Annotated in this window: 24 protein-coding genes; 10 read left to right on the top strand and 14 right to left on the bottom strand. The window is 53.9% G+C overall.

What is annotated here, in order from left to right; all coding sequences use genetic code 11:
• Positions 1 to 137 precede the first annotated feature (137 nt).
• From HS105_09830 to HS105_09820, 3 genes are all read left to right on the top strand, one after another.
• A complete protein-coding gene (locus HS105_09830; protein ID MBE7516891.1) occupies positions 138 to 1,280 on the top strand; it encodes a citrate synthase in 1,143 nt (380 codons plus the stop codon).
• Between the two features lie 261 nt (positions 1,281 to 1,541).
• Positions 1,542 to 3,593 carry a S9 family peptidase gene (locus HS105_09825; GenBank protein MBE7516890.1) on the top strand — a complete coding sequence of 684 codons (2,052 nt, stop codon included), beginning with the start codon at positions 1,542 to 1,544 and terminating at the stop codon, positions 3,591 to 3,593.
• Between the two features lie 450 nt (positions 3,594 to 4,043).
• Positions 4,044 to 6,266: an EAL domain-containing protein gene (locus HS105_09820; GenBank protein ID MBE7516889.1), complete on the top strand. Its 2,223-nt coding sequence runs from the start codon at positions 4,044 to 4,046 to the stop codon at positions 6,264 to 6,266.
• 23 nt (positions 6,267 to 6,289) lie between these two features.
• On the opposite strand, the gene gatA is transcribed toward HS105_09820, so the two are convergent.
• From gatA to HS105_09800, 4 genes are all read right to left on the bottom strand, one after another.
• On the bottom strand, positions 6,290 to 7,687 hold the full coding sequence (gatA, locus tag HS105_09815) for an Asp-tRNA(Asn)/Glu-tRNA(Gln) amidotransferase subunit GatA (protein ID MBE7516888.1): 1,398 nt from the start codon (positions 7,685 to 7,687) through the stop codon (positions 6,290 to 6,292).
• 13 nt (positions 7,688 to 7,700) lie between these two features.
• Positions 7,701 to 8,057 carry a hypothetical protein gene (locus HS105_09810; protein MBE7516887.1) on the bottom strand — a complete coding sequence of 119 codons (357 nt, stop codon included), beginning with the start codon at positions 8,055 to 8,057 and terminating at the stop codon, positions 7,701 to 7,703.
• A 95-nt stretch (positions 8,058 to 8,152) separates the two neighbouring features.
• Positions 8,153 to 8,434 (bottom strand): Asp-tRNA(Asn)/Glu-tRNA(Gln) amidotransferase subunit GatC, encoded by a 282-nt coding sequence (gatC, locus tag HS105_09805; GenBank protein MBE7516886.1) that lies wholly within the window; start codon positions 8,432 to 8,434, stop codon positions 8,153 to 8,155.
• Positions 8,435 to 8,492: 58 nt separating this feature from the next.
• The gene (locus HS105_09800) at positions 8,493 to 8,807 is read right to left on the bottom strand and encodes a DUF721 domain-containing protein (protein MBE7516885.1); all 315 of its coding nucleotides are present in this window, start codon (positions 8,805 to 8,807) and stop codon (positions 8,493 to 8,495) included.
• Between the two features lie 84 nt (positions 8,808 to 8,891).
• Here HS105_09800 and maf point away from each other — a divergent pair, with 84 nt between their 5' ends.
• Positions 8,892 to 9,479, top strand: coding sequence for a septum formation protein Maf (maf, locus tag HS105_09795; protein ID MBE7516884.1), 588 nt, complete (start codon positions 8,892 to 8,894; stop codon positions 9,477 to 9,479).
• 12 nt (positions 9,480 to 9,491) lie between these two features.
• Here maf and HS105_09790 read toward each other — a convergent pair whose 3' ends face one another.
• The 10 genes from HS105_09790 to HS105_09745 form a co-directional block, all read right to left on the bottom strand.
• The gene (locus HS105_09790) at positions 9,492 to 10,004 is read right to left on the bottom strand and encodes a TlpA family protein disulfide reductase (protein MBE7516883.1); all 513 of its coding nucleotides are present in this window, start codon (positions 10,002 to 10,004) and stop codon (positions 9,492 to 9,494) included.
• A gap of 62 nt (positions 10,005 to 10,066) precedes the next feature.
• The gene (locus HS105_09785) at positions 10,067 to 10,921 is read right to left on the bottom strand and encodes a pantoate--beta-alanine ligase (GenBank protein ID MBE7516882.1); all 855 of its coding nucleotides are present in this window, start codon (positions 10,919 to 10,921) and stop codon (positions 10,067 to 10,069) included.
• A complete protein-coding gene (gene panB / locus HS105_09780; GenBank protein ID MBE7516881.1) occupies positions 10,921 to 11,784 on the bottom strand; it encodes a 3-methyl-2-oxobutanoate hydroxymethyltransferase in 864 nt (287 codons plus the stop codon). The genes HS105_09785 and panB overlap by 1 nt, the downstream gene beginning before the upstream one ends.
• Positions 11,785 to 11,844: 60 nt before the next feature.
• Complete coding sequence (folK, locus tag HS105_09775) at positions 11,845 to 12,375, bottom strand: 2-amino-4-hydroxy-6-hydroxymethyldihydropteridine diphosphokinase (protein ID MBE7516880.1); 531 nt, start codon at positions 12,373 to 12,375, stop codon at positions 11,845 to 11,847.
• Between the two features lie 164 nt (positions 12,376 to 12,539).
• Entirely contained in the window at positions 12,540 to 14,714 is a 2,175-nt protein-coding gene (locus tag HS105_09770) for a S46 family peptidase (GenBank protein ID MBE7516879.1), read from the bottom strand.
• A 136-nt stretch (positions 14,715 to 14,850) separates the two neighbouring features.
• Complete coding sequence (locus HS105_09765) at positions 14,851 to 15,447, bottom strand: M23 family metallopeptidase (protein ID MBE7516878.1); 597 nt, start codon at positions 15,445 to 15,447, stop codon at positions 14,851 to 14,853.
• A gap of 495 nt (positions 15,448 to 15,942) precedes the next feature.
• Positions 15,943 to 16,152, bottom strand: coding sequence for a hypothetical protein (locus HS105_09760; protein ID MBE7516877.1), 210 nt, complete (start codon positions 16,150 to 16,152; stop codon positions 15,943 to 15,945).
• A gap of 23 nt (positions 16,153 to 16,175) precedes the next feature.
• A complete protein-coding gene (locus HS105_09755) occupies positions 16,176 to 16,793 on the bottom strand; it encodes a hypothetical protein (protein MBE7516876.1) in 618 nt (205 codons plus the stop codon).
• 119 nt (positions 16,794 to 16,912) lie between these two features.
• The gene (locus HS105_09750) at positions 16,913 to 17,698 is read right to left on the bottom strand and encodes a hypothetical protein (GenBank protein MBE7516875.1); all 786 of its coding nucleotides are present in this window, start codon (positions 17,696 to 17,698) and stop codon (positions 16,913 to 16,915) included.
• A gap of 109 nt (positions 17,699 to 17,807) precedes the next feature.
• On the bottom strand, positions 17,808 to 18,383 hold the full coding sequence (locus tag HS105_09745; protein MBE7516874.1) for a sigma-70 family RNA polymerase sigma factor: 576 nt from the start codon (positions 18,381 to 18,383) through the stop codon (positions 17,808 to 17,810).
• 295 nt (positions 18,384 to 18,678) lie between these two features.
• On the opposite strand from HS105_09745, the gene HS105_09740 reads away from it, so the two are divergent.
• The 6 genes from HS105_09740 to HS105_09715 all read left to right on the top strand — a co-directional run bounded on the left by HS105_09740 (position 18,679) and on the right by HS105_09715 (position 25,904).
• Positions 18,679 to 19,704: a flippase-like domain-containing protein gene (locus HS105_09740; GenBank protein ID MBE7516873.1), complete on the top strand. Its 1,026-nt coding sequence runs from the start codon at positions 18,679 to 18,681 to the stop codon at positions 19,702 to 19,704.
• Between the two features lie 5 nt (positions 19,705 to 19,709).
• Entirely contained in the window at positions 19,710 to 20,201 is a 492-nt protein-coding gene (gene nrdR, locus HS105_09735) for a transcriptional repressor NrdR (protein MBE7516872.1), read from the top strand.
• A 157-nt stretch (positions 20,202 to 20,358) separates the two neighbouring features.
• Positions 20,359 to 22,761: an endopeptidase La gene (lon, locus tag HS105_09730; GenBank protein MBE7516871.1), complete on the top strand. Its 2,403-nt coding sequence runs from the start codon at positions 20,359 to 20,361 to the stop codon at positions 22,759 to 22,761.
• 222 nt (positions 22,762 to 22,983) lie between these two features.
• Positions 22,984 to 24,729 carry a transglycosylase SLT domain-containing protein gene (locus HS105_09725; GenBank protein MBE7516870.1) on the top strand — a complete coding sequence of 582 codons (1,746 nt, stop codon included), beginning with the start codon at positions 22,984 to 22,986 and terminating at the stop codon, positions 24,727 to 24,729.
• Positions 24,730 to 24,883: 154 nt separating this feature from the next.
• On the top strand, positions 24,884 to 25,285 hold the full coding sequence (locus tag HS105_09720) for an Rrf2 family transcriptional regulator (protein ID MBE7516869.1): 402 nt from the start codon (positions 24,884 to 24,886) through the stop codon (positions 25,283 to 25,285).
• Positions 25,286 to 25,301: 16 nt separating this feature from the next.
• Positions 25,302 to 25,904, top strand: a complete 603-nt coding sequence (locus HS105_09715) for a thioredoxin family protein (GenBank protein MBE7516868.1) — start codon at positions 25,302 to 25,304, stop codon at positions 25,902 to 25,904.
• Positions 25,905 to 25,911: the final 7 nt, after the last annotated feature.

Here is a 25,911-nt window from a genome sequence, read left to right as displayed (position 1 = left end):
GGCTCCGCTTGTAACTGTTGGAGGCACTCGGTTAAAATGAAAGTTTGAGACGCGCGGCCAAACGCCCGCAAATTCGAGCATTAGGTCGATCAGATTAGCAAGTTTAGATACGATCAATCAGAGGAACGATTTTTAACATGAGTACAGGTACTGAAACTACGGGAACGGCATCGGCAGGACTTAGGGGCGTCGTTGCGGCGCAAAGTTCGATCGGCGACGTGAACGGCGAGCAGGGCATCCTGATCTATCAGGGATACGATATACACGATCTTGCACAGCATTCGACATTTGAGGAAGTGATATTTTTGATTTGGAACGGGCGTCTGCCGAAGCAGGACGAGCTTGAGGCCCTGACGGCCGATATACGGGCGAACTATGCGGTTCCGGCCGAGATACTCGCGGGCATGAAGTATATGCCGAAAGACGCGAACCCGATGGATGTGGTCAGAACGTGCGTTTCCGCGTTGGATTTTTACGACAAGGACGGCCGAAAGACCGATCGCGAGTCTGCTATGCGTTCCGCGATCAAATTGACAGGCCAGATCGGAACGATCGCAGCCGCGTGGGACCGCATCCGCAATGCTAAAGATCCGGTAACGCCGGATGCGTCGCTGTCGATCGCCGAGAATTTTTTGTATATGCTTCGCGGTGCCAAGCCGGACGCTGAAGAAGCAAAGATGTTCGACATCGCCCTCATCCTGCATGCAGATCACGAGCTGAACGCCTCGACATTCACGACGCGTGTTGTTGCGGGTACGCTCGCAGGTATGTACGGATGTATCACGGCGGGCATCGCCGCACTTGCAGGGCCGCTGCACGGCGGGGCGAACACTGCCGTTATGAAGATGCTTATCGAGATCGGCGAGCTTGATAACGTTGATGCGTGGGTCGAAAAGGCGCTCGAAGAAAAACGCAAGATCATGGGCATCGGCCATGCCGTTTATAAGACGGAGGATCCGCGGGCGACCTGGCTCAGGAAATTCTCGAAGCAGATGGCCGACAAGACCGGCGAGTCAAAGTGGTTCGAGATGTCGCAGCGTATCGAAAAACTGATGCACGACAAGAAGGGAATGTACCCGAATGTCGATTTTTACTCGGCTTCGACCTACTATCTTATGGGCATCGCCCTTGATATGTACACGCCGATCTTTGCGGTCAGCCGCATTTCGGGATGGACGGGACACGTCCTCGAGCAGTACGCGAATAACAAGCTTATTCGGCCGCGTGCGGAATACGTAGGGCCGCGTGACCTTAAGTATGTTCCTATCGCCGAAAGATGATATCGCTTCGATCGTTTGATCGATGAAGGCTGCCGAAAACGGCAGCCTTTTTACTTTTCGCGATGGATGGCTCCCGATCCGACTGTTACGCTGCATCGTTGTTTGCACTGCGTATTGAACTGAAAGTAAAATCGAAGCGGTTACAGTAAATATAGGTCATTGATCGTGGAGGGCATCGAGTTGAAGCATCGTTTTCTCCGTAAAGTGTTATTGTTCGCAACAATTATGGCCGGCAGTATGGTTATTGCTGCCCAGACAGATATGAAACCACCGATCGCAAAAAAAGTTCCGCAGATATTGAAGATCCATGGCTATGAGATCACGGATAATTACTTCTGGCTTCGGGGCGATAAGGATCATCTCGATCCCGCGATCCGCAGCTATCTTGAAGACAATAACCGATACACGGAATCGGTCATGGGCAAGTATCAGGGCTTCGTAAACTCGCTTTATGAAGAGATGATCGGGCGGGTCAAACAGGACGACGAAAGCGTGCCGTATAAGAAGGGCAATTATTGGTACTTTACGCGAACCGAGAAGGGAAAGCAGTATGCGACGTACCTTCGCGGCACACGACAAGACGGCAGCGATGCTTCGATCCTGCTTGATACGAACGAGATGGCAAAGCCGTACAAATTCTTTGCGATAAATGAGTTCGATGTCAGTGATGACGGTAATATACTGGCATTTTCGGTCGATACGACCGGCTATCGGCAGTACACGCTCCGGTTCAAAGATCTGCGGACCGGCAACATCCTCCCTGATAAGATCGAGCGTGTAACTTCTTTTACATGGACGCCCGACAACAAGACGGTCTTCTTTACGACCGAGGATGCGAAGACTAAGCGTACCGATACCGCATGGCGTTATGTGCTCGGGTCGCAACAGGCGCCCGCGAAAGTATTCTACGACGACGATGTTCTTTTCGGGGTCTATGTAGGCCGAAGCCGCGACGGCAAGATGCTGTTCATCGGTTCCGGGGCCAAGACGATGGATGAATTCCGCTATCTGGCGGCTGATACGCCAGACGGTGAGTGGAATGTGTTCAGCCCTCGACGCGAAGGCCACCAATACTCACTCAATTTCGATCAGGGCGAGTTCTTTGTGGTGACCAACAAGGACGGTGCCGAGAATTTTAAGGTGATGAAGGTCTCGGCAAGCAACCCTGCCGAAAAAAATTGGAAAGACTATATACCGTATGACCCGAAGGTTCACATCGACGGGATCGATCTTTTTGACGGCTCTGCGATCCTGTCCGTCAAGGAGAACGGGCTTGAGTACCTGCGGGTCCTGGATAGGAAAACGCGGCGTGCTCCGATGGTCATCGCGACGCCCGAAAGTGTTTATACGATGAGTCTTACATACAATCCTGAGTACAGCACGCCCGTAATACGTTATCGTTATTCGTCAATGATCACTCCGAATTCCGTTTATGAGTTCGATCTTAAGACACGCAAAAGCAAGCTCATAAAGCAGGAAGAGATACCAAGCGGTTACGATAAGACGAAGTACGAGACCGAACGCGTTTGGGCCGTCGCACGCGACGGCGTAAAGGTACCTGTCGTCGTAATGATGAAAAAAGGTACGAAACTGGACGGCAAGTCTCCGATGCTGCTCTATGGATACGGTTCATACGGAGCGTCGATGACCGCCGGATTCTCGGCCGCGCGTCTCTCGCTGGTCGATCGCGGAATGATCTACGGCCTTGCCCTGATCCGCGGAGGCGGTGAACTTGGCGAAGCGTGGCGTCTCGCCGGGCGTATGTACACCAAGATGAATACGTTCAACGACTTTGTGGACTCGGCAAAGTGGCTGATCGCAAATAAATATACATCGAGCGACCGCTTGGTCATCCAAGGAGGTTCCGCAGGCGGCCTGCTGATGGGCGCATCCGTCAATCGATCGCCCGAGACATTCAAGGCGGCGATCGTGCAGGTGCCGTTCGTTGATGTTATGAACACGATGCTCGATGAGACGCTGCCGCTCACTACCGAAGAATGGATCGAATGGGGAAATCCTCATATTAAAAAGGACTGGGATTACATGGTGCAGTACTCACCATATGAAAATGTAAAGGCCCAGCCGTATCCTAATATGCTCATCGAGGTATCGCTTAACGACAGTCAAGTTCCGTATTGGGAAGGGGCGAAATTTGCCGCCAAAGTCCGCGAGTTGAAGACCAATGACAGTGTGATCCTGCTAAAAACAAATATGGGTGCGGGGCATGGGGGTTCATCTGGACGCTATGACCGGCTAAAAGAAGTTGCCTTCGATTATGCCTACGCTCTCACCCAGACCGGCATCACAAAGTAGCTTTTTCGATCGAAGATATTCCATCTTTCGTTATTTCATATATCGGTCATCATGACCGATATATTAAATGACCTGCCTTCACGATCTCGATCAGCATTCCACGTTTCTGATCGGTAAACTAAGCAGCACCAACAAGTTACGTAATATATTTGGTGAGGCACGGTCATTGCCGTTGTTTTGTAATGAGTGCCGAAGCGCTTTGCCGAAAAAGCAAAACGGCTCGCTCGCTTGCTCTTGAACTGACGCCGGCTGCAAGGTGCCGCGAGGTCGTAGTTCGACAATCCGCCCGCCCGTTCCGGCTATTGCAGAAAATGTCAAATAAGTTGTTAAAAAAAGTTGTTGGAATTAGAATAGCGTTTATCTTATAATCAATTGAGGCAGATCGTATCTTGATCACGCAGCCTCCGACCGCCTCTCACATTCATTACAACACCGGATCCTCATCTTCAAATGGACGCCGTCGAAAGAAACAAGAATATATTTATTGCGGCTATCGCCCCGCTCGCGCTAGGCACTGTCGTGTTCGCACTGATCGGACTGGGAACGAAAGAGTTCGATCCGGGAATCGGGATCATCGGCATCTTCACGGTATTTTGCAGCTACTTCTTGCGTATCCAATTGCCGCGCGCCCGAATGAGCCTGACGGTGTCAGATGCACTTGTGATCCTGGCAATGGTGCTTTACGGCGTGGAGGTAGCGGTCATTCTCTCAATACTTGATATGGTCGCCGTTAGGCTTCACCTTTGGCGGGCCAACGGCAAGGTTAACCCAAAGGGAGCGATCGTCAGCCTCTCGGTGGCGCCGATAGCCGTTTTTGCAGCGTTCTATGCCGTGCAGCTACTATTTGGTTCATCTGAAGCAGTACTCGCACGCAATGACCTTACCAGCTTTATTTGGCTGTTCGTCACGATAACAGCCGTCCTTTTCATGGTCAGTTCCTTCCTCACCGCAGCTTTTTACTCGATAGGTCATGACCACGGATTATGGCGTGTATGGTCTGAGAGTTGTTTTGACGGTGCTCTTGTCTATTTGGTCGGCGGCGCGATGGCCGGTGTTATCGTGAAGGCTTTGGGCCGTATAGATATCTATCTTCTGGCTACGCTGGTATCGATCTTAGGCCTCGTTTTTCTCATCTTCCGAAGGGTTATTCGGAATATGAACCGCGCTCTTGCTACGGCTACCGATGCCGAACATAAGCGTGCCGAACTTGCCGAGCAGCACGTAAGGGAACTGAAACATTACGTCGAAGAACTTGAACGCAGCAGTGAGGCACTGCAAGAGAGCCACGCGAACTTCCGCCATGCTGCGTATCACGATGCTCTGACGGGCCTGCCGAACAGAAATTATTTCCTCGATCAGCTGAAAACACTTCTCCGCCAGAGCCGCGAGGCCAACGACTGTAATTTCTCAGTTCTGCTGCTTGACCTCAACAGGTTCAAGACGATCAACGACAGTCTGGGCCACTCGATCGGCGACAGGCTTATACGCAATGTCGGTAAGCGTCTCGCGGGCATGGTTCGGGAGCAGGATATGGTGGGCCGTTTTTCGGGCGATAAATTCGGGATAATTCTGACCGGTCTCGGATCAAGGGATGAGGCCACCGCCTTCGCCGAACGTTTGGCAAAGCGCGTGGCTGAGCCATATACGCTCGACGGCCGGCAGGTGTTTACGAGTTTGAAAATGGGGATCGCATTCGGAAGTCCGAAATACGCGGAGGCTGAAGATATCCTTCGCGATGCGGATATCGCAATGTACAACGCAAAGGATCAGAGCGAACCGCATGTGATCTTTGACCAGAAGATGCATATCCGTGCTGTTACGCGGCTGCAGCTCGAAACTGACCTTCGATTTGCGATCGAGCGACGAGAGTTCGAACTTCACTATCAGCCGATCATCGCTCTAGACAATGCATCGCTCGTGGGCTTTGAGGCCCTCGTTCGGTGGAATCATCCGCAGCGGGGCCTTGTGCCGCCCAACGAATTCATCCCGATAGCAGAAAGCACAGGCCTTGTTATCCCGATGACCCTGCAGATACTGAACATGGCCTGCAATCAGATAGTGCAGTGGCAAAAACAGCGGCCAGCGGAAACGCCGCTGAGCGTTGCCGTGAATCTTTCGGGTAAACATTTTGCTCATCCCGATCTTGTGGATCAGATCCGTTCAGTGATCAATGAGTCGGGCATTGAGCCGTCGAGCCTAAAGCTGGAACTTACGGAAAGCGCCGTAATGGAGAACGCTGAGACCGCGATCTTGATGCTAAAGGAGATCAAATCGACGGGTGTTCAGATAAGTATAGATGACTTCGGGACGGGATATTCAAGCCTCAGTTATCTTCATAAATTCCCGATAGACCTGCTGAAGGTTGACCGGTCGTTCGTGAGTGCGATGGAGAGCAATACGGATAACGGCGAGATCGTCCGAACCGTCATCGCCCTGGCAAAGGTTTTGAACTTTAAGGTCGTCGCCGAAGGCATTGAAAGCATTCATCAGTTTCATCAGCTGAGGATCCTCGGTTGCGAATACGGGCAAGGCTATCTTTTCTCGAAGCCCCTGAAGGTCAGTGATGTGAACAAGCTTCTGAGCGAAACTAACAGGTGGCAGAACATACTTCCCGGAGCCGCGGGAGCGATCAGGCAAAATCCTAATATTTCGCATCTGAGGCTCGCTCAGTAAGTGCCGCGGCGAGTGTCGCTTTACTAACCGGCAAAGATGCCCGGCCGCTTGCCCAACGGGTGAGCGGCTTCGTATTTTGAAGCAAGGTTAAGCAGTGCCGCCTCGGACCAAAAGCCACCGACAAGCTGAAGCCCGATCGGCAGGCCTTCGGATGACAGTCCGCAAGGGACGCTTATCGCAGGTATGCCGGCGAGGTTTGCCGAGACCGTGTAGATATCGCTCAAATACATCGCTATCGGGTCATCGGCGCGTTCGCCGAAGCGAAAGGCGACCGACGGCGATGTCGGTGTCAGGATGGCGTCGCACTCACGGAATGCGGATACATAATCCTGCTTCACGAGCGAGCGTACCTTTTGCGCTTTCAGATAATAGGCGTCGTAATAACCGCTCGACAGGACGTAAGTGCCGAGCATTATCCTGCGCTTAACCTCTGCTCCAAAGCCGTCCTCACGCGTCTTGAAGTACATATCGCGCAGCCCAGCCGCTTCTGCGGAGCGATAGCCGTAACGCACCCCGTCAAATCTCGCAAGATTCGACGAGGCTTCTGCGGTCGCGATGATGTAGTAAACGGCAATGCCGTACTTTGCGTGAGGCAACTCGATATCGACGATCTCGGCTCCGAGGCTGCGGAAATTGTCGATCGATGTGAGTACGTGTTCGCGAACTTCGCCATCAAGGCCTTCACCCAAGAGATCCCGCGGTACGCCGAGCCTTTTGCCGCGTATGTCTTCGTTAAGCGAGGCCGCGTACTCGGGCACTGCGACATCGGCCGATGTTGCATCATTTTCGTCACGGCCTGCGATAACGCTCAATACATCCGCGACATCCCGTGTCGTTTGCCCAAAGATGCCGATATTGTCGAGCGACGACGCGAATGCAACAAGCCCGAACCGCGAAATGCGGCCGTATGTCGGCTTTAGGCCGACTATGCCGCACAGCGATGCGGGCTGGCGGACCGAACCGCCGGTCTCACTGCCCAGCGATGCCCTTACGACACCCGATGCCACGGCAACCGCCGAGCCGCCGGAGCTTCCGCCCGGAACGCGGTCGGTGTCCCAAGGGTTCTTCGCAGGGCCGAACGCCGATGACTCGTTTGACGAACCCATCGCGAATTCGTCCATATTGGTCTTGCCGACGATGATCGCGCCCGCATCTTTGAGCCGTCGGGCAACCGTTGCATCATATTGAGCCCGGTAATTCCCGAGTATTCGTGAGCCGCACGATGTCCGCATACCCTTTGTGCAGATATTATCCTTTAGGGCGATAGCAACACCGTGCAGCGGCGATGATGCCGGCTGAGCGTCGATCCGCTCGGCCTCCGCCATGGCAATTTCGCGTTCAACGGACAGGAACGCGTTTAGCTCGCCGTTGAGGCGGTCGGCATTATCAAGGACTTTTTCTATATCTGAAACGATCGACATAATTTCAATTTGTTCAATATATGAGCTTATTTATCAGCCAGGCGTCGCCTTCTTTTACCGCCTCGACATGCAGCTCCTTTTGCGTCGTCGCCGCATCATCTTTCCAATAGAGCTGAACCTGCACTTTCGAGGTGTTGTCAGACATCTCAACGCACTTACCGATCTTGAACGTGCGCGGAGGCTGTTGGGAATTCGTGAACGGGTCAATTTCGCCGAAAGGCCCGTTCCTTAACGAATCGTAGAGGTCGGTGGTAAGAAATCGCTTTCGCAGCTCAATATTTTCCGCCGACGGCTGCATATCGTTGCCCAGATGGAATGAATAGAATTTTCGGACACCTTCGCGGGCTGCGGAGCATTGTGCCGATTCCAAGGTCGGAATACTGCATGCAGAAATACACACAGCAAAAAGCAGACAAGCGGCCCAAAGCATAGGCCGGATGATGCAGTTGTTTGATGTCCTGCCTCTCACAATACCTTCGGCACCCGGAAATGTCCGTCAACGGCTGAAGGTGCTTCGCCAAGAGCTTCGGCCTGCGTGAACGAAATGTGTGCGGCGTCTTCACGAAGAGTAAAGGTGGTGAGACCTTCGTACGTGAGGCCGCCGAGCATAGGCTCGACGCCCGAAGTATCAAGCTCGTTCAGCTGCTCGATGTACTTGACGATGTCTTCCATTTGCGGCGTGAAAAGAGCGGCCTCTTCGTCCGTGATCTCAAGGTGGGCTAACTTAGCGACTTTCCTTATATCCATTATTTGACCTTCATAAGACCGATATTCGGGCGGTTTATCACCTGTCCGGCCGGGATATTCATATCCGACGCGGCTTTGCGGCAAACATTTCGGGATCCACGATAATTTCGATCCGTTTTACCGTGATGCCTGTGAGCCTTGAATTGAGTTGCGCCAACAGCTGCGTAGCCAGCCCTTCGAGATTACGCTGCCACAGAGCATCGTGCACTGCTATTGTCAGCTTTCCTTTGCTGAATCCTGCAGTATGCGTCCGCTCGGTGATCCCGACGCCCGCAACCTCGCGCCACGCCGCAACGACGAAAGCCGATGCGACCTTCTCATCGTCAATGTACTGTGCCAAGACAGCGCTCAGCGGCCCGTAAAGACTCTCCATTTGATATCACACGCTCATCTACTATTATCTTAATCGACGGCCAACATTCGCCCAAGTGCCGCTGTCGTGCGTCATTCGGAATTTATGTTAACACTGCCTAAATTGATCCTTGCCTCGGAAAGCCCGCGCCGAAGCGAGATATTGTCGTCGGTTGGTTGGGAGTTCGAGAAACACGCTGCTGCGATCGATGAGAGCGAGCGTGACGGTGAGACACCTGAGCAGTATGTCAGAAGGCTTGCACGCGGCAAGGCGTCGGCCGTCGCAGAAAGATTTCCGAACGGTCTCGTTCTCGGGGCGGACACAACCGTCGTTGTCGGCGCCGGGATACTCGGGAAGCCGTCCGGGCTTGACGACGCAAGGCGTATGCTTGAAATGCTGTCAGGGCGTTCTCATATCGTTCTCACAGGTGTGGCAGTGGCTCACAACGGCCGTGTTTGGGACGCGGTTGAGGCCACGACGGTCAACTTCTGCGAGATGTCGGCTGACGAGATCGAATACCTTGCTGAAAAGGGCGACCCGCTCGATAAAGCAGGAGCGTACGCCGTTCAGGCACAGGCGGCTTTATTTATAAGCGGCATCGAAGGTGATTATTGGAATGTCGTCGGCCTTCCGGTGCAGCTTGTCTATAGGCTGATAAAAAAGAGCCTGCACGAGGCAGGCTTGAGAGCTTAGCTTCAATAGAACTTACAGGAGCCTGTCGATCGCACGCGAGATAGGTACGGTGATGTCGTACTTCGGATCGATGCCGCCGAATGGCTCGCCGGACAGCTTTCCGGCCTTGTCCAAAATGACGAATGAGGGGACCTGTTCGATCCCGAATTTCTTAATTGTTTCCGCACCGTCAGGGTCGCGAAGCATCTGAACGTTCAATTTGGCCGTCGTCACAAAATGCTTGATCTCGACGGGGCTGACAAAATTCTTCGATCTCGTATTCGCCGAATCGGTAGAAACGAAGTAGAACACAACATCGCGGCCTGCGTACTTTTTCGCCAGAGTGTTCGTGTATTCGGCCTGTTTGGTCGATAACGGCAGCCAGGTCGCGCCTATCGCAAGGACAACGACCTTGCCTCTTTGGCCCGCAATATCAACGCGAGCACCGTCGAGTGTCGTCAAGATCGTTTGTGCTGAAGATACAGCAGCGAATACGACCAAGATCGCGATAGAACTGAGCAGGAAATTGTATTTCAGCTTCTTCATAACAGCAGAGCCTCCGATAAAGACACCCCACACGTTAACTTTGATGCAGTTTCTGTGCCAAACTACTGCTTCCGATTAAGGATGACGTTATCTATTAGGCGGACACCCGCAATATCGGCCGCCACGCAGATGAGAGCCTCGCTATCTCCAATACGGTCAATAGGTTGCAGCGAGTCACGATCGACGACGGCAACATAGTCGAGCTTTGCAAGTGGTTCTTCTGCAAGGTGTACACGAACTATCTGCGTTAACTCGGACGCATTTCGTTCACCTTTCTTGAAAGCGAGTTTTGCGGCACGCAGTGCGTTTATGATGGCCGCGGCACGTTCACGTTCCTCAGGGGACAGCCGCTCGTTCCGCGAAGACATCGCAAGGCCGGATGGTTCGCGAACCGTCGGGATGACAACGATCTCCGTCTCAAAGCCGAGATCCGCCGTCAAACGCTTAATGACAGCAACCTGCTGAGCATCCTTCTGGCCAAAGTACGCGCGTGCAGGACGCACGGTATTAAGCAGTATCGTTACGACCGTTGCGACGCCGCGGAAATGCCCCGGCCGTGCCGCTCCTTCCATCAGATCGGTCAGCCCGACAACATCGACATACGTCGCAAAACCTTCAGGAAAGACCTCGTTCGCTTCGGGGGCGAAGATGTAATCGACATCGAACTCGGCAAGGCGTGCGGCATCGGCTGTCAGGTCGCGCGGATACTTTTCAAGATCGGCCGCGTCATTGAACTGTTTCGGATTTACGAAGATGGATACGATGACGACATCATTTGCCGCACGGGCCTCTCGCACCAGCGTCAAATGCCCGTCATGCAACGCTCCCATCGTCGGCACAAAGCCAACGCTTTTCTCCTCACGACGCAATTTGCGTGAGATCGAGAACATTCGCTGCCGCCGGTTAATTATCTCCATTACAGCTCTTTCTTAAGCTCGTCAAATACTTCGGCGGTAAGGCCGTACGACTCCTTTTCGCTCGGATATTCACCTGAACGCACGTCGGCGGTCCAAGTCTGAATAGCACCGGTGATGATCTCACGCAGGTTGGCATATTGCCGCACGAAGCGCGGCTGCCTGCCGTAGGTGAGGCCGATCAGGTCGTGCAAGACGAGCACTTGTATGTCGCATTCGGCTCCCGCGCCGATGCCGATCGTCGAAATGCTGAGTTCCTTTGTAATGATCGCTGCGACTTCGCGCGGTACAAGCTCAAGGACGATAGCGAATGCGCCGGCGTCTTCGAGTATCTTTGCGTCGTCGATGATCCGCTTTGCCTGATCGACCGTGCGGCCCTGTACACGATAGCCGCCCATTTTGTAAACGGACTGCGGCGTCAAGCCTATATGCGCGCAGACAGGTATCTCCTCGTCAACGAGCCGCTTGACAAGGTCTGCACGGTTGCGTCCGCCTTCGAGTTTTATTGCTTCCGCGCCGCCGTATTTCATTAAGCGAAGCGCATTTTTTACGCTTTCATTCTCACTAATGTGATATGTACCGAACGGCATATCGGCTATGACCATTGCACGCTCAGTTCCGCGCTTAACGGCTATGCATGCCGATGAGATCTCGTCGAGTGTGACCGGGATCGAGTTGCCGTAGCCGTGAATGACATTTCCCATCGAGTCGCCGACGAGAATGATGTCAACGCCTGCTTCGTCAACTACGCGGGCCGTCGGATAATCGTAGGCCGTCAGGCAAACGAGCTTTTCGCCGCGTTCCTTGGCCGCACGGATAGCGGGCAAATAAACCTTTCCCTCTTTGTCGGGTTGAAGATAAGCCATAAATACTTAGCGAAGCGAACGCAACAAGTCTAGCATAATTTTTACTTCGAGTACCGCCGTCTATGACGCAGCGTCAACCACAGTGCGGGCATTCGGGAACCAGCGTTTGACCTCGTAAGGGTCAGCGAGATCGGCCAAAAGGTCTTTGATCTCACGGCCGAGTACAGGATGTACAAGGTCGGGAGCGATCTTGCTCAGCGGCTTCAGAATAAATTTGCGTTCATGCATTCGCGGATGCGGCAGCGTTAAGAATTCGGTCTGCATACAGACGTCGCCGAACAAAAGGATATCTAGATCGACCGTGCGAGGCAGCTTTTGGGTCTTGCCGCCGCGCCCGAGCAGGTATTCGATACGCAGCAGGCGTGCCATCATCTGCGTGGGGCTGACATTGGTAACGCGAACTTCTGCGACCATGTTGAGGAACTTCTGCTCCGACACCATCTCGACCGGATCGGTCTCATAAATACCGGATAGACGGTGGACAACAAAACTCGCTTCGATGAACGCACGGACGGCCATCAAAAGGTTGCCGGCTCGATCGCCCAGATTCGATCCTAATGCAATGTATGCTGTCGTAAAGTCGGTTTCCACGCGGATATGCTTATAAACTGATAGACGAAAGCCGCAGCAATGTCAAAAGCCGCCGATCGCAAAACCTCTGCAAAAAGCAGGCCCGGAAACGGCGCATCGCAAAGCAGCAGCGTCATTTCCGGGCCGTCATTTTGCCGGACAGCAGATGCGGCGTTCGCCGCGCTCTAGCCTTTCGGGCCGCCGACGAGCTTCATTTCGTCAACCACCCATTTTGCACCGCCGAACTTCTCGGTAACGAACAGTACGAAGCGAATATCGACCGAGATGGTGCGGTTCGTATTCGGGTCGTAGTAAAAGTCGTTGCCGAGGCCTTCGTAATTACCGTCAAAGCAAATGCCTACCTGCTCGCCCTTGCCGTTGAGTATGGGCGAGCCGCTGTTACCGCCGATGATATCGTTCGTCGAAATAAAATTCACGACAACGCTGTCACCTGATCGGTAACGGCCGAAGTCCTGCGCATTCTGAAGGTCGATCAGCTTCTGCGGGGCATCGAACGGCGGTGTGCCGGTATTCTTTTCGATCAAGCCTTTGATCGTCGTGAACGGGAAGCGGTACTCTGCTTCGCGCGATTGATAGCCCTTTATGTTCCCGAATGTGAACCTTTGCGTAAAATTCGCGTCGGGGTAAACGGTCTTCGTGCCGCGCATTTCGGTCAGGGCCTGCATATAGCCGAGGCGAAGACGATCGATATTGGCGTTGAATTTCTGAGCGCGGACACTGATCGCCCTCAGTTCGCTGAGCACTCCGCGGGCAAAACTGAGGATCTTTTCGCGTGTTTCGTTATAGTCCAGCGTACGCGGGCCATAAAGCCCTGCGACGCGTGCCGGGTCGGCATATTCGCCGTTCGCGATGCTGTCGGCGAACTTTGCTTCGGCATCACGCCGCGCCTTGCCCTTCAAACTGCCGAACAGGTCTTCGGCCGGCTTGAATTTCTGATCGGCCGGAAGCTCATCGAAGGAGCGAAGGAAGAACTTCAGCATTTCGACCTCGTGGGCCGGTTCGCGGTCCTGATACGCTTTTTTGACCTCTTCCAGCTTTGCCGCACGCTCTTCGTCGGAGAGCATCTTGTTGGGAGGTTCGGTCATTGCCATTGCCGTAACGAGCTGAGCGAAGACAGGAGTGGCGCCAGTCGGGTCGGGAAGCCGCCGAACGACGACGTCACGCTTTTGCGTTGCATTCGTCTCTTCCGAAAGGGTCTTAAGCTCGGGCAGGATCGTGCCGAAACGCTTCTGCCGGTCCGGATCTGCTGCGATCCACTCAGCCATTCGCTTCTCATCCTGCTGACGAGCCTCGACAACATGGGCCCGCTTCATACGCAGCCAGCCGCCGCCATAGACCTTGCGTGAATTGTCATAATTTGCGATGTCGGATTGGAAAGCGATCCTCTTTTCCTCATCGCCAGCGCCGATCGCTCGAAGGCTCGCACTGAGAGCACTCAGCCATTTTTCGAGGAAAGGGAAGTTCGCGTCGCGTGCATAAATATTCGACCAGCTTTCGCGATAACGTGTCGTTCCGCCCGGATAGCCCATAACAAAAACGAAATCGTTATCCTTCAGACCGTCAAGGCTGATCGAAAGATACTTTTTCGGATGGTACGGAACATTGTTCTTCGAGTATTTTGCCGACGAGCCGTCCGGTGCAGTGTATGCACGCAGAAATGTGAAGTCGCCCGTTTGGCGCGTCCATTCAAAGTTGTCAGGGTCTCCGCCGTACACGCCGATGTTGCGGGGCGGCGCATAAACAACCCGAATATCCTCGATCTTTGTCGTTTGATACAGATAGTAGAAAAAACCACTGTCGATCGCCTGTATGCGGATCGTCGAACCCTTTGGCGCTTTCGCCTGCTCGGCAGCGGTCAACGCATCGACATTCTTCTTGACAGCGGCTGCAAGCTCCGCCCCTGAGAGGTTCTCTGTACCGCTCTTGATCTTTGCGGTTACGTCCGCGGTGCGTGTCGGTATATCTATCGAATATCCTTCGGCCGGGATCTCGCCTGCGCGGCTGCCCGCATTAAAGCCCGTTTCAACGAGGTCGCGTTCGGGTGACGACGCTTTGACGAGTGCATCAAAGCCGCAGTGATGATTTGTCAGGATAAGGCCGTCGGGCGATACGAACTCCGCAGAGCAGCCGATGCTCAGGCGAATGATCGCTTCTGAAAGGCCGCCGCCTGCCGGGTTATAGATCTCTTCGGGCTTGATCTTAAGCCCGCGTTTCTTAAGGTCGAGGCTTGCGATCTGGCTCGGTGTGTACATTCCTTCGTCAAAGGCATGTACGGATAGGAACGACGACAACAGCATCGCCGTCATCAATAGGTACGATACGAAGATTTTCTTTCTCATAAGAAGGGTCCTTTAAGGAGCGGTTTTAAGCCAATTGAACAATCAATGATTATAGTCACTGAGGCGAGGCACTGCCAAATGAAGAAGAGCGAGGCATATAATGCCTCGCCCGATCTATATCACATTCTAAGTCCGGCTATTTCGCTGCTGCGGAAAGTTCCGTTGGTTCAGGCGGCAAGAAATGGCGCGGATTGATCGAACGATCGTGAAGGCGGAATTCATAATGAAGATGCGGCCCTGTCGAGCGTCCGGTAGAGCCTATCAGGCCGATGACCTGATCACGCGAAACCGTGTCGCCGACCTCTACATTGACCTTCGATAAGTGCCCGTAACGCGTCGTCAGCCCCATGCCGTGATCGATCTCGATCATATTTCCGTAGCCGCCGGACCAACCGGCCTTTACGACCGTACCGCCTGCGGGAGCGAATACTTCGTCGCCGCGTTCGCCGTCGATGTCCATTCCTGCATGAAACTCGTATGAGCGGCCGCCGAACGGATTGCGTCGAAATCCGAATTCATTATTGATCTTACCGAGATGTGCCCATTTGTTCGGCAGATTCGCCTCGGGCAAATTCATCCGGATCAGGTCGATCTCAGCTTCGAGTGCAGTGTCATTCTCGCCGTCCGTCTCTTCGGCGGCATCAGGGCCGCCGCTGTTCCTTGCGAGATTTTCGCTCGGAAGCGGGCGGGCGTAATTGATGACCTCCCGCTGTTTCGTTTGGTCAGCCGACAAATCGGCGGCTACACTTGCCTGAACGGAATTTGAAATGACGCGATCGCCGAACAGTGCTCGGACTCCGATGCCTAAGGAAATGATGCCAACCAATAAAACGATACCCAATGTGCCGAAATGCACCGAGGCTTTAGAAATCTCGACACGCTTAAAATAAATACGGTTCTTTGATCTGTGTGTTAATAAAAATGAATAATGCTTGTTGTTATTCTGCATTATGCTGTAAAGCTCCTTTTAATGATCTCGTACGTTCGAACATTCAGCGCTTCGAACGACGTGGAATCACGCAAGAACAGCCGCGAGCGACTAACGCGAAACCGGCAACAAGAGTGAAAATTTGGAAAATTAACTCTCGTTATTGTGGGGGATAACTATCAATTGTTTCCCAATAACGGATTATAAGGAACTTCTATGAAACCACATTTTCCCGCAAGAATGCAAACAGAGCGGGCATTGTTTTCAATGTCCGCCCGTGCTCAGAAAATGCAGAGAGAGTTATTTCGTGCCGCGTCTATCCCGCCACGACTTATATGCAAGAAAGGCAACGACCGCAAAAACAGCGACAAATGCCAGCACGATCAGTGCTTTAACGGCAAAGCTGACAAGAGCGACAAAGGCGATCACGCCTTCGAGGATCATTATCACAAGAGCGATAACGGCCGCGATACTGCTGAAAATTGCACCAACTTTGAACCATGCAGGCATAAGGTCAACCCTCGTAAAATTAACTAATGATCACGCCAACTGCCGAACTGTGACGGCTGGGCAAGCTCTTCTTCGATCCGCTGCATCGCATCGTCCGAGCCGGTCTGCGGAAAAGCAAAGCGCGTCGGGCCGTCGGCCGGAGCAGCTTTCGGCTTAAAAATGACGCCCCGCATTATGTACAGGCCAAGCCCGATAAGCATCATGGGAACGATCGCACGAATCATTATCCCAATGTTGAACAGCCTTTGGAAAAGGAATGCCGCACCGAGCAGAAGGAGTACGCCGCCCCACAGTTTAGGGTTTCCGGTAAAACGCCGAACAAGTATATCCTCAGCCATGTCGGGAGTTACGCCCGAGCGGATCGCCTGGGCAACCCGCCACGAATCAACCAGTGCGAAGGCCCACATTCCCATAAAGCCAAGCACGAAAAGTGAGATTCCGCCGGTCAATACCGCCATCTGGAAGAGGCCGACAAAGACGGCGAAATGAACCAGAGCCTTTGTGGTTTGGCCGTTGTACGCAGCTCCAAGGCCCGGACAGACCGCTGAAAGCAGTGCCGCGACCAACGGCAGTGTCCGCTTTTTTACAAATGTCGTATTGTTCGCGTTGCCCTGATGACGGAGCAGATCGACACCCCTCACAATGCAATCCTGACAGTACGGAAAGCCCTTGATCCGGTGATCACATGCAGGGCACAGGCCCCGGCCGCAGCCGTTACAGCTTGATGATGCGGCATTGTAAGTGTGATAGGAGCAGTTCATCAGCGAGCTCCCCCGTTATCGACAAAGGTGGTGCCGCTCACAGGGTCTTTCCTTATCGCATCGGACGACTCGCTGCCTGAGAACGCGCGGCTGCCTTGCATATATGTAGATTCGGCAAGCTGGACACCCTGATGATAAACGTCAGTCAGTGTGCCGTCCGCCGAGATCGTCTGACTAAAGACGAGAAAAGCGACGAGCAGCATCATCGCCACAGGGGCGAGATGCGGTATTCCGACCGGGAACCTGACCAAGCGTACCCAATCCCGCACCACGGCGGCTGCCGAACGCTTTTCGATCTTCAGTCCAGCGGCTCTGCTGGTGGCATCAAATATCCGCCCGAGGAGGCCTTCAGGTACGGCAAGTTCCTCTGTCTTATATGTATAACAAGCACCGATCGAACGGACGACCATGCCCGGAAGGTCCTCACAGGATGTGCAAACCGCCGCGTGTCGCTCCCAACGGTGAAAGACGCCCGCCGGCAGAAAGCCGTCAAGATAATCTGTGAGATGGCTTTCAAAATCGTCGCAGGCCATCGCGGTCCTTGGTGTGGTCGCCGAAAGGATACGGGCTTCAAGCCGCGTCAAAGGCTTCCGAGGCGCTGCGATCTGATGGCACGCCTCCAGGGAGTTGCGGACATCATTAAGCAGCGAATGACAAACAGGACAGGCAAGCACATGAGCAGCAGCCGATCTTTGCAAGGAGCCGTCGAGCGTCCTTTCGATATAGTCGGTCAGCAATTCCTCGAACTGAACGCAGCCTATTGTTTGTTCCTGCTCGTTGATCATTACCACACTCTTATCCACTGAGCGATATACGCGATCGCTGATCCCATCATTAAAAGCACAACTTGTATGGCTATTGCCGCTATCATCTTTCTCTGTCGGCCTCTCTCTTTCAGATCGAAACCACTCGCATCCGTCTCAAAATCTTTGCAAGTTCGATCCTGCCGCGATTAATGCGTGATTTTACCGTGCCTTCGGGTATCTGCAGCAGATCGACAATCTCCTGATAGGTGAGTTCCTCGATATCGCGAAGTATCACGCACGTCCTGAGGTCTTCCGGCAGTTTGTCGATGCCCTTTTGTATCTGGCCCGCGAGTTCCTTGCGTTCCATTTCCCTCTGTGCGGAATTACCGACCGCACGAAGGTGATATGTATGGTCATCGACGGCATCTGCCATCGAGTTTTGCGGATTACGGGCCCGATGCCGGTAATCGTCGATTATCAAATTGCGGGCCAACCGCATAAGCCAGTTCGAAAGGTCGCCCTGCTTCGCGTCGTATTGGTCGAGCGAACGGTAAACACGGATGAAAACCTCTTGTGTAAGGTCCTCAGCCGCTTCGGCATTCGAGGTGAATCGATACGCCAGGTTGAATATCCGCCGCGAATACGCAGTTACGATATCCTCCCAAGCGGTGCCGTCGCCCGAGCGAACCCGCTTGACAAGTTCAGCGCCGTTTATGTCTGCCACAGCCTTCAATGCTTCCAAGACCTTACTCCAATACAGCCTTCGTAGATCGATTATACCAACAACATAGGCCAAAACGCCGCCTTGTCAACTTCGAGTTACGAGCCGCGCAGCATTAAAGTTCCCGTAAATCGTCGATTTATCAGTAGTTTTTGACCTTACGAAACGAATCCGCTTAATACCGCCGAGCAACTGACAATCTGTCCTGAATGCGGTATCCTCTTTGTTTTCCGCCGCCGGTTGCTGACTGCGGCATTTGCGAAGTCGATTGCGAAAGTATCTAAAGTTCATAATTCTTTTGGCCGTCACAGCAGTATTGCTGTGGTATTTCGGCCGTAATCTTGATTGGGATGAGGTTCGACAGAGCCTTCGAGCCGCCGATCCGTTTCAGTTGTTTGCTGCCGCGGCGATCATTTCGCTCGGCTATTTTTTGCGTGCCGTGCGATGGCAGGTGCTCCTCCGGCCTATCACTGCATCGGATATCAGAGACCTTTTCGCAACGACCACGGTCGGTTTTGCCGCGATCTTCCTCATCGGCCGAGCGGGCGAGATCTTACGCCCGATGTGGCTGCCGATGCTCGATAAGCGTGTTCGCCCAAGTGCCGCCTTGGTAACGATCGGCATGGAGCGTGTGTTCGACCTCGCATCGCTCATATCATTCTTTTCGATCAGCCTTATCTGGTTCAATATGCGCGAGGGTCACGAGACGGAGTACGCATCGATCCGAACCGTCGGCAACCTGCTGCTGCTCGGTGTGGTTTGTTTCATCATTTTCCTTTTGATCTACTCGTGGAGATCGCAGCAATTGATCGCGTGGTTCTCGCGGATATGCGAAAGGCTGCCGATACCGGACAGGCTCAGCCGCGTGATGATCAGTTTGATGAAGCAGCTTGCAAGCTCGATCAAAGTGCTCAGAAGCTGGCGTGAACTCTTCTGGGCATCATTCTGGACGCTCGCCCTTTGGTTCGCGATATCAGTGCCGACATATCTCGTGATGCTTGCGTTCGGCCTTCCGTATTCTTTTGTCGATTCGATCTTTGTGATGGGCGTTGCGTCGATGGGTTCGCTTGTGCCGACGCCCGGCGGCGCCGCGGGAGCGTTTCATGCTGCTACGGCCGGAAGCCTGCTCCTGCTCGGAACCGACCGCGAAAAAGCAGCGGCCGTCTCGATCATCATGCATCTGGTTTACTTTGCTCCCGCACTCGTTTTCGGTTTATATTACTTGTTCCACGGCGATATAAGCGTTGAGAAGTTCCGCAGCCTTTTGTCCGGCGAGCATGCGGTCGAGGAGATCGAGTCGGATTCGCCAAGCCTTGCCGTTTGAATGTTATGCGTTGCCCTTTTTGCGATCACATTGAAGATAAGGTCGTCGATTCACGCGAGGCAAGGGACGGCGACTCGATCCGCCGCCGCCGCGAATGCCTGAATTGCGGCCGCCGCTTCACATCATATGAGCGTATCGATGAGATACCGTTCATGGTCATTAAAAAGAACGGCGAGCGCGAGCATTTCGACCGGAACAAGGTCCTTAGCGGCTTGCTGCGGGCTTCTGAAAAACGCCCGATCTCAACCACTCAGCTCGAAAAGATCGCGGACGAGGTAGAAAAGTGCGTCCAAGATTCTGCCGACCGCGAGCTTCCGGTCAGCGAGGTCGGCAAAATAATAATGCGGCGGCTCAAAACCCTCGACAAGGTCGCCTACGTTCGTTTTGCGTCCGTCTATCTTGAGTTCGCCGATGTTTCGGAGTTCATGGACGAGCTGAAAACCTTGATCCGTGCTCGCGACAAAGCGCCGAAAGGAAAAACAAAACGCAAGAAGTAAGTTCCGAGGACGCCGATCGAGAGACGATTCCCGTCATTGTGCCAAACCGCAGGACGCCCAAAGCCTGGTATTTGCATCTAACTGAAGCGTTCCATTTTGCCGTTCGTGCGGCATTTGCCTAAGATAACAGTTTATGGTGGACATCGAAGATTTTTCTATGGCGATGCCTGACGGTGAGATAGTCGAGCCGATGATGCAGATCCCGGCTGAGCTGCCGGTGCTGCCGCTCCGCGATATCGTCATCTATCCGTTCATGATCGTGCCGCTTTTCGTCTCACGCGACCGTTCGATACGCGCTGTCGAGGAGGCGTTGAAAGACAACCGTATGATCCTCCTCGTCTCGCAGCGTGATGTGAACAAAGAGGAGCCGGGACAGAAGGATCTTTACACAGTCGGGACCGTTGCGATCATAATGCGGATGCTAAAGCTGCCCGACGGCCGTGTGCGGATCCTCATTCAAGGGCTTTCGCGATGTGAGGTAACGTCTGTCTCATCACGCGGCGATCACGTAAAGGCCAAGGTCGATCCGGTCTCGGAGCCGTTCGTCTCTGAAGGTTCGCTCGAGGTCGAAGCTCTTGTGCGCAATGTGCGGGCATCGATGGAGCGGGCGGCAAGCTTGGGCAAGAACATTTCACCCGAAGTGCTTGCGATCATAGCGAATCTGGACGATCCCGGCCGCCTCGCCGACCTTTCGGCGTCAAATCTCGAACTGAGGGTCGAGGATGGGCAGAGCGTCCTCGATATACACGATCCGATTCCGCGGCTGCGGCGTGTGAATGAGCTTTTGTCGAAGGAGATAGACGTTCTGACCGTTCAGCAGGAGATCAATTCGCAGGCACGGGCCGACATTGACCGCTCGCAGCGTGAATACTTCCTGCGGCAGCAGCTAAAGGCCATCCAGGCCGAACTCGGAGAAGGCAACGAACTGTTCGAGGAGATCGAGCAGTACCGAGACAAGATCTTGAAGGCAAAAATGCCGGAGGCTGCCGAAGAAGAGGCTTTGCGACAGCTTAAGAAACTCGAGCGGATGCATCCTGACACCGCCGAAACGGCAACCTTGCGGAATTGGCTCGATGTAATGGTCGATCTTCCGTGGTCGGTCTCATCGGAAGATAATCTTGATCTTCAGAAGGCTGAGCGGATACTCGATGAAGATCACTACGGCCTCGAGCGTGTCAAGGAGCGAATGGTCGAGGCGCTTGCCATCCGAAAGCTTCGTGCCAAACCAAAAGGCTCGATCCTTTGTCTGGTTGGCCCGCCGGGCGTCGGCAAAACAAGCCTCGGGCGCTCGGTGGCAAGGGCAATTGACCGAAAATTCGTCCGGCTGTCGCTCGGCGGGCTTCATGACGAAGCGGAGATAAGAGGGCATCGCCGTACCTATGTCGGTGCGATGCCGGGCCGCATCCTGCAGGCAATTCAGCAGGCCGGAACGAATAATCCGCTGATAATGCTCGACGAGATCGACAAGGTCGGAGCCGATTTTCGCGGCGACCCGAGCTCGGCCCTGCTCGAAGTGCTCGATCCGGAGCAGAATTTCGCCTTTCGCGACAACTATCTCGGCATCACGTTCGACCTCTCGAATGTGATGTTCATGACGACGGCGAATGTGCTTGATTCGATCCAGCCTGCCCTTCGCGACCGTATGGAGGTCATCTCGCTTGCGGGATACACGGAAGAGGAAAAGGTCGAGATCGCTCGGCGGCACATTATTCCCAAACAGATCGTCGAGAACGGCCTCGCAAAGAAGGACATCCGCTTTGAGCGAAAGGCGATCGCAAAGATGATAAGCGAATACACCCGCGAAGCCGGCTTGCGGCAGCTCGAGCGTGAGATCGGCAAGGTTTGCCGTAAGGTCGCCCGCCGAAAGGCCGAGAACGGCGTAAAGTTCGAGGCTGTCCGTGTGGTCGCCGATGAACTAAGCACGTATTTGCGTGTGCCGCGCGTCTTTAATGAAGAAGCGTTAGAAAAGGATCAAGTCGGTATCGTTACGGGCCTTGCATGGACCGCGGTCGGCGGCGAGATCCTGTTCATTGAGGCGCTTCAGACGAAAGGCAAAGGCAACTTGCAGCTTACGGGCCAGCTCGGCGAAGTGATGCAGGAATCGGCTCATGCCGCATTCTCGTATGCAAAGTCGAGAGCCAAAGACCTCGGTATTGACGAAACGCAATTCGAGAAGTTCGACATTCACATTCACCTGCCCGAGGGAGCGATACCAAAGGACGGCCCATCGGCGGGCGTCGGTATGGCGACCGCACTTGTCTCTGTCCTGACTCAGCAGCGCGTTCGAAAGGATGTCGCAATGACCGGCGAGATCACTCTTCGCGGCCACATCATGCCCGTCGGCGGCATCAAAGAAAAGCTGCTCGCAGCGCGGCGTGCAAAACTCAAAACGGTCATCCTGCCGGCTGCGAATGAGCGTGACCTCGCTGACCTTCCGCAGGAAGTTATGGACGATTTGTCGTTTATATTTGTGGAGAATGTGCAGCAGGTCTTTGACGCTGCATTGCGGCCGGCCGGAGCACGACGTCAGCGTCAAAACGCCGCCGCCGGCACGAACTGAAAGCTACGAGCGAAGGCGATATCCTTATTTTATGGGAAGTTGCGGCATTGACACGCCATTTTTGCGAGCGTAAAATCGAGAATGGCACATTTTTATGCGGGACGGATGAGTGTGTTTTTGCAACAAATCTGATCACAGAGCGTAACTTTCACATAGCCGGTTCGAAATTTTATTGCCGTTATATTTGGATAAATGATCAAATTTTTTGAGAAGTCAGTAGTTTTGACAATTGTATTGATCGGGGCCGCGACATTCGCGATCGGGCAGGATGCCCGCACCAAACAGGTGAACGACGCGGAAGCGGTCGTTAGCACTGTCCTTTCTAATTCGGGTACGGCCTTTCGCGAAGGGTTGGTCGCATATACCACCAACAACCGGCAGGTTGCTGCCGAAAAGTTCAATCGATCTGTCGAAACTTTTCTCTATTCAAATCTCAACATCCAGAAAGATACGAAACTTCAGGGCTGTTACAGCAAACTGATCGAGACGATATATCGCATTGAATTCCCGCTGGCTGAACAGCCGCCGCAAGTGCGCGAGCTCGCTGCGGCCTGCACATGGAATATCGATGCGGCTCTTGCGGACAGCGTTGCGAAGACCGCAAGAGCTGCCGCCGCAGCATCGCCGGGATCATCCTCTGTCGCTTCAGCCGGAACCCCAAGCGGCCCGGCAACGTCAGGTCCGCAGGTCGGTTTTAACGATCAGGTATTCGAGCCGTCGCCTCTTGACGAGCTTGCAAAGCTTGAGCTGACGCCTGAGGAACTCCAAGTTACCGATCCGGTCGCGCAGCAGCAGTATCAGTATATTCAGACAGCGGTTGCCAACCGTTCGCTCGGGTTCACCTTTCAGGTGCATCCGATGATCCAGCAGTTCATCAACTATTATCGCGGCCGAGGCCGCACGACGATGGAGGTCGGCCTCTATCGCTCGGGTATGTTCATGCGGATGGCGCGGCGTATCTTTAAGGAAGAGGGCGTGCCCGAGAATGTGGCATGGCTTGGCCAGGTTGAATCCGCGTGGAAGCCTTCGGCCTTGTCGTGGGCAGCGGCGTCGGGCCTTTGGCAGTTCATTCCGGGAACCGGAAGCCGCTTTGGTTTGAAGCGCACCGCATATGTCGATGAACGCAACAGCTTTGACGAAGCAACACGCGCGTCGGCACGCTACCTCAAGTTCCTTGCGAATCGCTACGGCGGCAATTGGGAACTCGCGATGGCCGCGTACAATTCGGGTGAAGGCAACGTTGACCGCGCCATACGTCGTGCGGGCGTCTCGAACTTCTGGATCGCGTATCCGTACCTGCCGCAGGAAACGCGCAATTACGTGCCGAACATCCTTGCAACGATCCTGATCGCGAACAACCCGAATCAGTACGGATTCGGCCATATCAGGCCGGCGGCTCCGCTTGTTTATGATCGGATTCGAGTTCCTGCATCAACGAATCTCAGCCTCATCGCGCAGGCCTCCGATACGAATGTTCAGTATTTGCGCTATCTCAACCCGCATTTACGCTCGAACGTAACGCCGCCGGAGCCGTATGTGCTTAACGTACCGGTCGGCAAGGCCGACGAAGTGGTGGCGCTGTTCAGACGGCTCCCCGCATCCAGGATCAATAATACGAACGTCGCAAAGGCTTCATCGGGTGAGACGTGGCAGACCATCTCGAATCGAACGGGTGTTAGTGTCGAGGACCTCGTGGCGGCAAATCCCGGAATGGCAAAGCCCAGCGGCAAGGTCTTTGTACCGGTGAAGGGCAATAATGTAGCTACTATCGCATATACGCGGCCGACGTCGCAGCCCGCGGTACGAACGCCCTCGAACGTGCGAACGGTCAAGGCTCTTGCGGGCGATACGGTAACAAAGCTTGCCAACCGGTATAAGCTCGACCCTGTCGAGGTTGCCAAGTTCAACGGCCTCCTGCCGAATTCCGTCCTTTTTGCAGGCCGCGAAATAAAGCTTCCGACAAAATAACCCATCCTGCAGTCATACAGTTGAGCAGAGGCCGCCGCACCGGCGGCCTTCGTGCATCTAACGCTGAAATTACATCTGCCGTGCGACAGGCTTGACAGAGCGGGGTTTTGTAACTACACTTGTTACAGATATGGCGGCGAACTGTCAATTTTCGATGGCGGTGCATGTACTGGCGATGCTTGCGCACTCGCCTGACGGCAACGTCAAATCTGAATGCATCGCCGGCAGTGTCAATACGAATGCCGTCGTTATCCGCCGCCTTTTGGGGCAGCTTTCGCACGCAGGGTTTGTAACGTCGCAAACGGGGGCAGGCGGCGGTACGAGGCTTGCGCGTGCTCCGCACGAAATAACGCTTGTTGAGATATACAAGGCTGTTGTTGACAGCGAAATATTTGCCCTCCACGCAAAGGAGCCGAATCAGGATTGTCCGGTGGGAAAGAAGATCGAGGCTGTGCTCTGCAACCTCCAGAAAGAGACGGATAAGGTGATCTGCCGACACCTAAGCAGCTATACGCTCGCTAACGTGATGGAACAGGTCGAAAGCGCCGAAGCATGAGCCGCCAAACAGTTTTATGAGTAACGTTGATCTAAGGAAGTATGTTGAGACAGCAATGACCTACGGCGAATACGTGGCATTGATGGATGAATTGTTGGCAAAAGGGATGGCGACGGGTGCCGATCAGTCGGAAGACCACGTCAATTACACTAAACTCAATCGTCAGCGGATGTCGAGGATCGATAAAACGGTCAGTGTGAATAATGTTACATCAGATGCTGTATCAGCGGTCGAAAGAGATCAGGTTTGGCTGATATTGACCGAAGGCTGGTGCGGCGACGGTGCTCAGAACCTTCCTGTTGTCGAAAAGATCGCCGCCGAAAATAGCAAGATAACGACGAAATACCTGCTTCGCGACGAGAATTCCGAGCTGATGGATGCATTCCTCACCGCGGGTGCGCGCTCGATACCGAAGCTCATTGCGCTTGATAGCGACAATCACGAAGTGCTGTTCACATGGGGGCCGCGGCCGGAACCGGCCGTTGAGCTGTTCGCACGCAGAAAGGCCGAAGGGGTTGAAAAGCTCGATATTATCGAGGAGCTTCAGCGTTGGTATAACGACAATGCCGGAAAGGCCGTTCAGGCTGAGTTCGTCGAGCTCCTTTCAAAGTTGAAGTAGTATTTCG

It is taken from the genome of Chloracidobacterium sp., from assembly GCA_015075585.1.
Lineage (GTDB): Bacteria > Acidobacteriota > Blastocatellia > Pyrinomonadales > Pyrinomonadaceae > OLB17.
This window is presented reverse-complemented; position numbering and strand designations above follow the sequence as displayed.